The organism is Thermoflexus sp. (assembly GCF_040289485.1).
Taxonomy (GTDB): domain Bacteria; phylum Chloroflexota; class Anaerolineae; order Thermoflexales; family Thermoflexaceae; genus Thermoflexus.
The window spans coordinates 1-10,210 of record NZ_PSLG01000070.1 but is presented as its reverse complement, the minus strand read 5'-3'; the positions used below and the strand labels follow the sequence as shown (position 1 = coordinate 10,210).

At 69.5% G+C, this 10,210-nt stretch carries 9 protein-coding genes; 7 read left to right on the top strand and 2 right to left on the bottom strand.

The window, feature by feature from the left end; genetic code table 11:
• The 4 genes from C4313_RS09945 to C4313_RS09930 all read left to right on the top strand — a co-directional run.
• Positions 1-457, top strand: a 457-nt coding sequence (locus C4313_RS09945; RefSeq protein ID WP_352429710.1) for a hypothetical protein, incomplete at its 5' end; no start/stop codon positions are given.
• A gap of 78 nt (positions 458-535) precedes the next feature.
• Positions 536-1,768, top strand: a complete 1,233-nt coding sequence (locus C4313_RS09940; RefSeq protein ID WP_352429709.1) for a phenylacetate--CoA ligase family protein — start codon at positions 536-538, stop codon at positions 1,766-1,768.
• Between the two features lie 119 nt (positions 1,769-1,887).
• Positions 1,888-2,586: a response regulator transcription factor gene (locus C4313_RS09935; protein WP_352429708.1), complete on the top strand. Its 699-nt coding sequence runs from the start codon at positions 1,888-1,890 to the stop codon at positions 2,584-2,586.
• A 57-nt stretch (positions 2,587-2,643) separates the two neighbouring features.
• Positions 2,644-5,004 carry a HEAT repeat domain-containing protein gene (locus tag C4313_RS09930; protein ID WP_352429707.1) on the top strand — a complete coding sequence of 787 codons (2,361 nt, stop codon included), beginning with the start codon at positions 2,644-2,646 and terminating at the stop codon, positions 5,002-5,004.
• Here C4313_RS09930 and C4313_RS09925 read toward each other — a convergent pair.
• Complete coding sequence (locus C4313_RS09925; protein ID WP_352429706.1) at positions 5,001-5,795, bottom strand: hypothetical protein; 795 nt, start codon at positions 5,793-5,795, stop codon at positions 5,001-5,003. The two genes, C4313_RS09930 and C4313_RS09925, sit on opposite strands and share 4 nt — an antisense overlap.
• Positions 5,796-5,898: 103 nt before the next feature.
• On the opposite strand from C4313_RS09925, the gene C4313_RS09920 reads away from it, so the two are divergent.
• The 3 genes from C4313_RS09920 to C4313_RS09910 all read left to right on the top strand — a co-directional run bounded on the left by C4313_RS09920 (position 5,899) and on the right by C4313_RS09910 (position 8,331).
• Complete coding sequence (locus tag C4313_RS09920; RefSeq protein ID WP_352429705.1) at positions 5,899-6,729, top strand: deoxynucleoside kinase; 831 nt, start codon at positions 5,899-5,901, stop codon at positions 6,727-6,729.
• 88 nt (positions 6,730-6,817) lie between these two features.
• A complete protein-coding gene (locus C4313_RS09915) occupies positions 6,818-7,534 on the top strand; it encodes a rhomboid family intramembrane serine protease (RefSeq protein WP_352429704.1) in 717 nt (238 codons plus the stop codon).
• Positions 7,535-7,635: 101 nt separating this feature from the next.
• Positions 7,636-8,331: a response regulator transcription factor gene (locus C4313_RS09910; protein WP_352429703.1), complete on the top strand. Its 696-nt coding sequence runs from the start codon at positions 7,636-7,638 to the stop codon at positions 8,329-8,331.
• 20 nt (positions 8,332-8,351) lie between these two features.
• Here the strand turns inward: C4313_RS09910 and C4313_RS09905 are convergent, their stop codons facing one another.
• On the bottom strand, positions 8,352-9,647 hold the full coding sequence (locus C4313_RS09905) for a hypothetical protein (RefSeq protein WP_352429702.1): 1,296 nt from the start codon (positions 9,645-9,647) through the stop codon (positions 8,352-8,354).
• Between the last annotated feature and the right edge of the window lie 563 nt (positions 9,648-10,210).

The window sequence follows — 10,210 nt, the reverse complement described above, 5'->3', positions numbered from 1 at the left end:
CGGCACGCCCATGCCGACCCCCGCCCCGCCGCCCCCGACCCCGGACCTTCCTCTCGGCCTAGCTTACATTTTCAAGATCGAGAACCCGAACGATGTGACCGTCACCTTGGATCAACTCAAGTTCACCGCCCAATTGGAGGCCAAGAAAGACGGCCAAAGCGCTTACTTCTCCGTCCACGCCCCCCTGGTGGACGAAGACATGAGCATCCCGCCCCGGACCACCAATGAGCTCCGGGTGACCTTCTTCCTCTCCTCCCGGGTGGTTGCTACCAACCTGGCGGTGACTTCGGGACATAAACTGAAGGAGATGGGGCTCACCCCGGGCGCCGTGGTCAAGGCCTGGTGGGAGGGCATCGGGGATTACGCCTTCGGGATCCGGGCGGCGGAGGGAACCGCGATCTTCCGGACCCCGGCGGGCGAGCGGGTGGTAACTTTTGAGGGAGAGTTCCGCAAGTGAAGATCCGGGGCTCCCTCTTTTCCCAGCCCCCGCGGCGGGCGAGGGGGGAGCCCCCCGCGGTCCCAGGGGGAAGGCCCTATGGACCTGGTCCGTGCCTATCAGGAACGCTTGTTCCCCAAGGTGTATCGGGCGATCCGACGGGCCTATCGATCCGCCCCCGGGTTCCGCGCCCGGATGGAGGCGGCTGATTTGCGCCCCCGCGCTCTCCAAACTCCGGGGGATCTGTCCCGGCTCCCGGTGCTGCGGAAGGACGACCTCCTGCAACGTCAGCAGGCGGACCCTCCCTTCGGGGGAATGCTGACGGGGCCGATGGAGCGCCTGCGCCGGATCTTCCAGTCCCCCGGCCCCCTCTACGAGCCTGAGCCCGCGGTTCCGGATCCCTGGCGTTGGGCGCCCGCCCTGCGCGCCGCCGGCTTCGAGCGCGGAGACCGGGTCCTGATCGCCTTCTCGTATCACCTGACCCCGGCCGGCGCTATGTTCGAGGAGGCCCTGAAAGTCCTTGGCTGCCCCGCCGTCCCCGGCGGCATCGGCCAGCAGGATCTCCAGTTGCAGGCCCTGCGGGCCCTGCGGATCACGGCCTATATCGGCCTGCCGAGTTACCTGTATAACCTCCTGGAGCGGGCCCAGGGCGCCGGCTGGGACCCCCAGCGGGACCTCGCCCTGCGCAAGGCTTTCGTCACGGCCGAGCCACTGCCCCCCTCCCTGCGCCAGGACCTGCAACGCTTCGGGCTGGTGGTGCGCCAGGGCTATGGGACCGCAGAGTGCGGCTGCCTGGGCTACGAGTGCGAACACGAAGCCGGCCTCCACGTGCCCGAGGACGCCTACATCGAGATCTGCGATCCCCAGACCGGGGAGCCGGTCCCTCTGGGCGAGGTCGGCGAGGTGGTGGTGACCCTCTCCCATCCGGTTTACGCGCTCATCCGCTTTGGCACCGGAGACCTCTCGCGCTGGCTCGAGGAGCCGTGCCCATGTGGCCGCCCCACCCCCCGCCTGGCTGGGATCCTGGGCCGGGCCGGCGAGGCCGTCAAGGTGCGCGGGATGTTCCTCCACCCCCGCCAGATGGAAGCGATCTTCGCCCGCTTCCCTGAGGTGGTGGCCTATCAGGCGCTCATCGACCGCCAGGCCCACGTCGACACCTTGACCTTCCGGGTGGTCCTTCGTGAAGGCCTCGCCGATGTGGAGACGATCCGCCACCGCCTCCGTGAAGCGATCCGCGAGGGGCTGCGCTTCCAGGCTGAGGTGATCCCCGTCTCCCCCGAGGACCTCCCGCCGGGCAGCCCGCGGCTGCTCGATCTGCGCCGCTGGGAGTAGCCGGCACCGGCTGGACCGAACGGGGGACTCCCCCTAAAATAAAGACAAGGCTCTTCCTCCGCGCGGTCCGGGCTGACGGGGATCCGCCGCCGGGCCATGATCGCAAAGGGGGCGCAGCGTTGAAGAAGATCTTGATCATTGAAGATGATGCGGAACTGGCCCGCTTCCTGGCCTGGCAACTGGAGCGGGCCGCCTATCTGGTCTCCATCGCCCACAACGGCTCCGAAGGCCTACGGCTCCTGCGCACCGAAACCCCCAACCTGGTGCTCCTGGACCTCATGCTGCCGGGCATGGACGGCTGGGAGGTCCTGCGGGAGATCCGCGCCGCCGGGGACACGCCCGTGATCATCATCAGCGCCCTGGGCGCGGAGTCGGATATCGTGCGGGGCCTGGAGGGCGGGGCCGACGATTACCTGGTCAAACCCTTCGGGCCGCGCCAGTTGCTCGCCCGCGTCCAGGCCGTGCTGCGCCGCTACGAGGCCGCCGCCTCCCGAGGCATCTACGACAACGGCCGCCTCTACGTGAACATGATCACCCAGGAGGTGCGCGTGGACGGCCGCCCGGTGGAACTCACGCCCACCGAGTTCCGGCTCTTGGCCACCATGGCTCGATTCCCCGGCCGCCCCTTGACCCACGAGTTCCTGCTACGGGAGGTGTGGGGGGAGGAGCATACCCAGGACCGGAGCTATCTCAAACTGTATATCTGGTATCTCCGCCAGAAGATCGAGCCGGATCCGGAACACCCCCTCTTCATCCGCACGGAACGGGGGATCGGCTATCGGCTGGTCGGGCCTGATGAGCTTTCCCCCACGGAATGAGGGCGGCGGGCGCAGGGTCCCCTTTCCCGGGCAGATCCGCCGCCAAGGAGGCCAGCCGTGAGCGTCTTCGGCGCCTGGCGCTTCGATCCCCTCTCCGCGCTGATCGGCGCGGCCCTGGCGCTCCTCGCCGTCGGTCTGCTCTCCATCGGCCGACGCCCGCTCCAGACGTTGCGCGCGACCATGGCGGAACGGGTGGCCCGGGCGCGCCAGCGCTTCTTCCTTACCACGGAGTTGCAATATCGCCGCTGGCTGGCCGAACAGTGGCCTCGCTGGGTCGCCTGGTCCGCCCTGGATCCCCGCCTGGCCCAGTGCCTGATCGAGCCCGCAGTGCTCCCCCCGCCGCCCGTCCCGCGATTGCATCTGGAGGAGCCGCCGGCCGAGACGCCGCTGTCCCTCCGTCGGGCCCTCCAGGCCGCCCGGCGCCTTTTCCTTTACGGGCCGCCCGGGAGCGGCCGCACCAGCGCCCTGGCCTGGCTGGCCCAGGAAGCCCTGGCCGGCCGCCTGGACGCCGAATCGACGGCCGGGCTCCCGGTGTATGTCCGGCTCCCCCTGCTCGCCGTCGAACCGATGGCGCCGCCCGAGATCCCCCTCCTCGACCTGCTCAAATCCATGGTCCCGCTGATCCTGCGCCCGCGGCTGGACGTCCTGATCCGGCCGTCCTTGCGGAGCGGGACTCTCCTCCTGCTCCTCGACGAACTCGACGCCGTGCCCTCGCCCCGGCGCCCGGAACTCCTGCGCTGGCTGGGGCGGTTGCTGGAAGCGTATCCCGCCCTGACCGTTGTGCTCGCCGGCGACGGCGAAGCCACCCGCGACGTGGAAGAACTCGGGTTCGTCCCGCTGCCATTGGCCCCGTGGACCGAGCCCGCCGTCCGCGCCTTCCTGGAGCGCTGGTCCCAGGTCGCGGGGGCCTCAGCAAGCGCCGAGCAGCCCCCGGCGTGGGGAAGAACCGACCCGCTTGGCCATCGCCCTGCGGATGTCGCCGCCGCCGTTGTTCTGCGCGGGGGCCGCCCGGGCGACCCCACCCTCTACGACCAGATCGTCGAAAGGCTGCTGCGCGGGATCGCCGAGAGAACCCCCCTCACCCCTCCGGCGGCCCGGCTGCTCTTGGGACAACTGGCCCTGCAGTTGCTGGAGGAGGAACGGTTCTTGATCACCCTGGAGGATCTGGAGCGGGCCCTCGCCCGGGCCGACCCAGACCTCTTCGGGCCGGGGAACCAGCGCCGTGTGGATCAGGCCATCGAGGCCCTCACCGCCCCTGGCCGGCCGATCGTGCCCATCGACGCCGAGCGCGGCCACTTCCGCCACCCTCTCCTCCAAGCCTACCTCGCCGCGTGGGCCCTGGCCCAGTCGGGGGATAGCGCTGCCTTGCTGTCCCACCTCGACGACCCCAACTGGGAAGCGGTGCTCACCTTCTACGCCGCCCTGGGCCCCCTCGGTGGGCTGATCGAACGCGCGCTGACAGCGCCGGACGACGCCTTCCGCTCGCGCTTGCTGCGGATGGCTCGCTGGGCGGCGGCGGCCTCGCCCCAGGCCCCATGGCGACCCCAGGTCCTGGCCGCCCTGGGGCGGGCCTTCCTCCAGCCGGGCCTCCCGCCGCTTCTCCGCCAGCGCCTGGTCGGGGCGCTGATCCAGACCGGCGATCCGGGCGTCCCCATCCTGCTGCACCGGGCCCTGCGCCACGCCGATCCGGAGATCCGCGCGGCCGCCGCCCGGGGGCTGGGATGGCTGGGACGGACGAACGACCTTCCCTTCTTGGAAGGCGCCCTCGCCGACCCCCATCCGGAGGTCCGGGCGGCCGCCGTCCGGGCGCTGGGGGACCATCGGACAGAGGCCGCGATGCAGCGGCTGATCCGCCTGCTCCTGGAGGCGGAGGAGCCCCTGCGGCGCCTGGCGGCCGAAGCCCTGCTGGCCTACCCGGAGGGGCCTCAGATCCTCCAAGAGGCCACCGAGGAAGCCGACTGGCGGGTCCGCCGCGCCGCCCTCTTCGCCCTCGCCCGCCTCCCAGAGCCATGGGCGAAGGCCTGTATCGAGCAACGCGCCCGCGAGGACCCCGAATGGCTGGTCCGCTCTGCCGCCCTGGATGCCCTGGAGCTGTGGGAGAAACAACGCCAGCCCCCTCCCCCCGACCTTCGGCCACTGGCCCTGGAACAACAGGGATGGCTCATCGAGTGGGCAGTGCGGGAGGGGGAGGCCGTTGGAATGGGCTCCGCCCGACAGGTCCTCCAGCAGGCCCTGGAACGGGGCGATGTCCCCGTCCGTCGGGCGGCCCTCCTGGCCCTCGCCCGCGTGGGGGATGTGGAGGCGCTGCCCGCCCTGCGGGCGCTGGCCTTCGACCCCGATCTGGATCCCCTCACCCGGGACCTCGCCTTCCGGGCCCTGGAGGCGGTCGCCCGGCGGACCGGCACACGAGGGCTTTAACCCCGCCCCTCCCCCGGCGGACGCAGCGCGGTCAGCGCCCGCAACGCCTCTTCCATCGTGGAGGCAGGGACGGTCACGCTGAGGAGCCCGGCGAACCCGACGCGGCGCAGGCCCTCGGCCCCCTCCCGAACCCACCATTCCAGGATCGATGGGGTCGCCGAAAGCATGAGCATCCGCACATGGATCCCCATGGCGTCCCACACCTCCGGGAAGCCCTCCGGAGGCTCCCCCATCAGGTCCAGGGCGGCCCAGGGCCGGATGGGGAAAGCGGCCATGGCCTGGATTTCCTTCCATAAAGTGAGATCCCGGAGGGGGACCTGGACCAGCAGCATCCGGCGCAGGCCCCCGAGGGGAGGGAGGAGTGCCTGCAGAAACGGAGCGACGGCCTCCGGCTCCCAGGCGGCGAGCCCCTCCAGGAGGAGCCCACGAGCGCCCAGGAAGGCCGCGGCGGCCGCCGCCGTGAGCGTATAGCGCAGGATCGTCCCCGGCTCCGGAACCGCATGGGGAGGCCTTGGGGACAACCCCCAGGCGGCCAGGCGCAGGCCAGCCTGGAGGCGTTCCAGGCGCAACCGATGCAGCCGCCCTCGGGTGTAATCCAGCACCTCGGCCCTCTGGGAGACCCCCCGCCAGAGGCCGGCGTCCTCCCGCGTCCACGGCCACCGTCTCCGGGCGGGAACCAACTCCTCGTCGTGCAACACCACCGCCCCGATCCCCGCCCGCTCCGCCAGCCGGAAAACCGCCCCCGGCCAGCGCCCCGGGACGGAGCGATCGGAAAGGGCGATCCGCCACATCGCCGCGTTTCTCCCTCGGCCGGTGCCGCCGCGGGCTATGCCTTCAGTATAATGGAGCGCAGGATCGGGAGGCGCCATTGGATTTTCCAGGAAGGGAGAAGGCATGCCCCACTGGTTCCTGGCCGTTGAAGGGGTGATCGGTGTGGGCAAGACCACCCTCGCCCGCATGCTGGCCCCCGCGTTGGGCGCCGCCCTGGTCCTCGAACAGTTCGAGGAGAACCCTTTCCTCCCCCACTTCTACCGGGATCGCGCGCGCTACGCCTTCCCGACCCAGATCTTCTTCCTCCTCAGCCGCTACCGTCAGCACCGTGAGCTCCTCGCCCGCCTCGAGCGCGAGCCGGTGGTGAGCGATTACACCTTCGCCAAGGATCGCCTCTTCGCCCACCTGAACCTGGAGGGGGATGAACTGGCCCTCTACGAGCGGCTCCACGCGGCCCTGGCGGAGAAGATCCCCCAGCCCACCCTCGTCCTCTATCTGCGGGCCGACACCGACACCCTGATGGCCCGCATCGCCCTGCGGGATCGTCCCTACGAGCGCGGGATGGACCGCGCTTACATCGAGCGGCTCCGCCTCGCCTACGAGGGCTTCTTCGCCGCCTACGAGGGGCCCACCCTTGTCATCGACGCCACCCGTAACTTCGTCCAGGACACGGCTGTCTTCCAGGAGATCCTGCTCCAGGTCCGCGGGGCCCTGGGCCTCGGGCCGGCCCAGCAACCCCTCCCCCCCTTCGCCCGGGCCAGCGCACCCCTCTCCCCGGAGGACACCCTGCACGCCGCCCTCATCCACCTCACCGCGGCCGTGGAGGCGCTCCGAGCCGCCTCCCACGGCAGGCCCGCCGACCGGGCCCGCATCGTCCAGGCTCTCCGGGAGTGCCACCGCCAGTTGAAGGCCATGGCCCAAGCCCTGGACCTCCCAGGCGATCTTTTCGATTGAGGGAAGAGGGGAGGGGCCCGCACCCGATGTCCCGGGGCAGGCGGTTTCCGAGTATAATCTTTTTGACTTTGAGAACGGAGAAGCGACGGTGATCCCGATCCACGACAGCCCGCGGAGCCGGACGTTCCCGATCATCAACTGGACCTTGATCGCGCTGAACCTGCTGGTGTTCCTGTTCGAACTGTCTATGCCCCCCCGCCTGTTGGATCGCTTCCTGTTTACCTGGGGGGCAGTGCCGGTCCGGGTCTGGGGCGCGCTGTTGGGCCATGGGGATCCGTTCTGGCTGGTCACCCTGATCACCAGCCAGTTCCTCCACGGCGGGTGGGCCCACATCCTGGGCAACATGCTGTATCTATGGGTGTTCGGGGACAACGTGGAGGACCGCCTGGGCCATCTGCGCTATCTGTTCTTCTACCTGTTGTGTGGGGTGGTCGCCGCGCTGATCCAGACGCTGGTGCTCTTCGGCTCGCGGGTGCCGCTGATCGGAGCCAGCGGGGCCATCGCCGGCGTGCTGGGGGCGTATCTGGTCCTCTACCCGGGCGCCCGCGTCACGGTGTTGGCCCCCTATTTCTTCTTCGGCCTGGGCTTCTTCGAGGTCCCGGCCGCCTTCCTGTTGGTGATGTGGTTCCTGCTCCAGTTCATCAACGGCGTGGCGGCCATCACCGCCGCCAGCCCGTCGGTGGGCGGCATCGGCTGGTGGGCCCACATCGGCGGCTTCGTCGCCGGATGGCTGCTGGTGCGCCTCTTCGCCCGCCCCCACCGGCCCCGCCCGGTCCTCCCCGATGAACCCTATGATTGGCCATAAGGTGCGCCATGGAGCCGCTGAACGTTTGGGGGACGATTCGGCTAAAATCTCAGAACAGAGCGCAGTCTGACGCAAATTCTGGGCGAGAGCGGATGGTGCCAATGGGCGAGAAGGGGACGGTGTTGCTGATCGATGATGACGCGCTGCTCGGCCAGGTGCTGCACCACGCCCTGCGGCAGGCCGGGTATACGGTCCTGAGGGCGGGGACCGGGCAGGAGGGGCTTTCGCTCTTCGACATGCACAGCCCCGATGTGGTGATCCTGGACGTGCTGCTCCCGGACATGGAGGGCTGGGAGGTCTGCCGCCGCATCCGCCGTGTGTCGACGGTCCCCATTCTCTTCCTGACCGCGCTGCACGAGATCCCGGACCGGGTGCGGGGGCTCATCCTCGGGGGTGACGACTACATCGTCAAGCCCTTCGCCGTGGAGGAACTGGTGGCCCGGGTGGAGGCCATCCTGCGGCGGGTGCGGGCGGCCGCCCCCGCGTCGCGGCCGCCGCTGGAACTGGGCGGCGGGGATCTGGTGATCGACCGCGAGCGCCGTCAGGTGCGCCTGCGGGGCGAGCCCCTGGATCTTTCCCCCATCGAATACAACCTGCTGGTGTATCTGGCGGAACGGGCCGGCCGGGTGATCCCCATCCCGGAACTGCTGACGGCCATCTGGGGCGGGCCGAAGGAGGGCTCCCTGCAGGCCCTCCGTTGGTATATCTGGAACCTCCGCCAAAAGATGGAGACCGACCCCAAACGCCCTCGCTGGATCCAGACCGTCCGTCGCCACGGCTACCGCCTGAACGGCTGACTGCCGGCGATCCGATGGCCTCAGGCGACGTTCGAAGAGGGAAGCGCGCCCGAAGGGGAATCTCCCGTGGCCTCCAGGAGGGGGAGCAGGATGGGGTGGACATCGCACCACGGCTCCCCGTCGTTGTATTCCAGGAGGCTCAAGTTGGCCAGGAACTCCCGGGCGCGCTCGCTGTTAACGAAGGTGCGCGTCCGATGGACGTTCCGCAACTCCCCGTAGTCCTCCGGCCGGAGGGTCCCCCGATAATCGTTCCGCAACTGAACCACCGCGCTGCGCATCTGGGCCAAGCCCACCCGGTCCTGCCCCGCCGCCATGGCGTGGAGGATCGCCGATTGCACCAACTGGACCAAGGTGAGGGGCAGGCCGCCGCTCATCCGGACCGCCAGGTCCACCGCCTCGGCGTCGATCAGGTAGGGCTCCACGCGGCGCTCCACGATGGCCTTCATGAATTGATAGCCCTCGGGCCGCAGCCGGCCCTCGCGGTCGTGGATCATCACAGTGGGAACCAGGAAGCGCTCGCTGAAGTGGCTGCGGATCTGGAGGAACTCGCGGGCGTAACGCAGGGTGATGGGGAACGTGAAGAGGATGTGGGCCTGCAGTTCTGTCAGCAAGGCGGCGTGATTTAAGAAGAGCCCCAGGGCCCGCTCAAAGGCGAGTTTGTCCAGGTCCTCCACGATCACCAGCACCCGCCGCCGCGCGTTGGCCCGGATCTCCTCGATCAGCCGGTTGGTCCGGGAGACCAGTTCGAACAGGCGCAGCTCCGCCCGCTCACGGACCATGCGGCGGGTGCTGCTCTCGGTCTTGACCCGGCCCTCCAGCCGCAGGGCCAAAAGGTTGAGGGCGGCCTCGGCCGAAGCCTCCCGGGCCGGGCGGACCGTCTCCTCCTCCACGATCTCATGGGTCAGCCAGCGGTAAAGCTCCTCCAGCAGCCCCGGGCCGACCAGCCCCCGCTTCCGCCCTTTCAGGAGCCGCTCGTCGGTGGCCTGCTGGAGCAGCCGCAGGGCGATGGCCAGGATCAGATCCACGTAGGTGAGGTCCGCGAGGTTGAGGATCTCCAGGACGGAGAAGGAGACGATAAAGAACCGGCCTTTGAGCAGATCGGCCAGCCGGTTCAACTCGGTGCTCTTGCCGCTGCCCCGATGGCCGGAGAAGAGGACTTTCACCGGCTCCTCCATGGCCTCCAGGTAGGCCTTCAGCTCGTGGGTGGGGGCGTCGGGCCGCTCCACGTAATACTGGGCCAGGGCCCGACCGGCCAGGGGCACCTTCGGATCGAACAGGTTCAGCGCCTCCTTCAGCGTCCGCGCCCGCACCGCCATCGGCCGCCTCCCAACACCCGTCCCATCAGGCCAGGAAGATCTCGGTGCCGCAGTAGGGACACCGCATCCACCCACGGCCGGCCAGCGCCCGGGCGCCGCCGCCTCCGCCGAATAAAGGATTCGTCGGTATGGAGCGGCCGTCGGGCCACGAACCACACGGTCCGCCCGTCAGAGGACACCTGGCCCTCCGCCGGCCCGTAGGCAGTGGCCCCCGGCGGCAGGACCTCAGCGACCGTGCTGGCCTGGATCGGATAAGCGAGGCATCTCCGGCTCCAGAAGCCAACGGTTCGCCGCCTGCCCGCTGGCGGCGCCGGCTTAAGGATAACCGAGATCGGTCCGGCTGCGAAACCGCCCCTCCAGATCCTCGCCGCAGGAACGGCGGGCTGGCCACGGACGGGAAGATCCGCGATGATGGTGGCGCCCCCCGCCGCGTCGTCACGCGGCGGGCAACCCGGCATCGAATTCCAGTGAAACGTCCTGGGCCGGAGGGACCAATGCGGATCCCGTGGGGTTGACAACAGCTGACATTTTTATTATCAGCCATTTCAGCCACGAAGCTTTCC

What these genes read in the sequence shown, in the direction of transcription:
- C4313_RS09920 (WP_352429705.1), top strand. Translation starts at nt 5,899, where the DNA reads ATGCCCCACTGGTTCCTGGCCGTTGAAGGGGTGATCGGTGTGGGCAAG.
- C4313_RS09905 (WP_352429702.1), bottom strand. Translation starts at nt 9,647, where the DNA reads ATGGCGGTGCGGGCGCGGACGCTGAAGGAGGCGCTGAACCTGTTCGAT.
- C4313_RS09940 (WP_352429709.1), top strand. Translation starts at nt 536, where the DNA reads ATGGACCTGGTCCGTGCCTATCAGGAACGCTTGTTCCCCAAGGTGTAT.
- C4313_RS09910 (WP_352429703.1), top strand. Translation starts at nt 7,636, where the DNA reads ATGGGCGAGAAGGGGACGGTGTTGCTGATCGATGATGACGCGCTGCTC.
- C4313_RS09925 (WP_352429706.1), bottom strand. Translation starts at nt 5,795, where the DNA reads ATGTGGCGGATCGCCCTTTCCGATCGCTCCGTCCCGGGGCGCTGGCCG.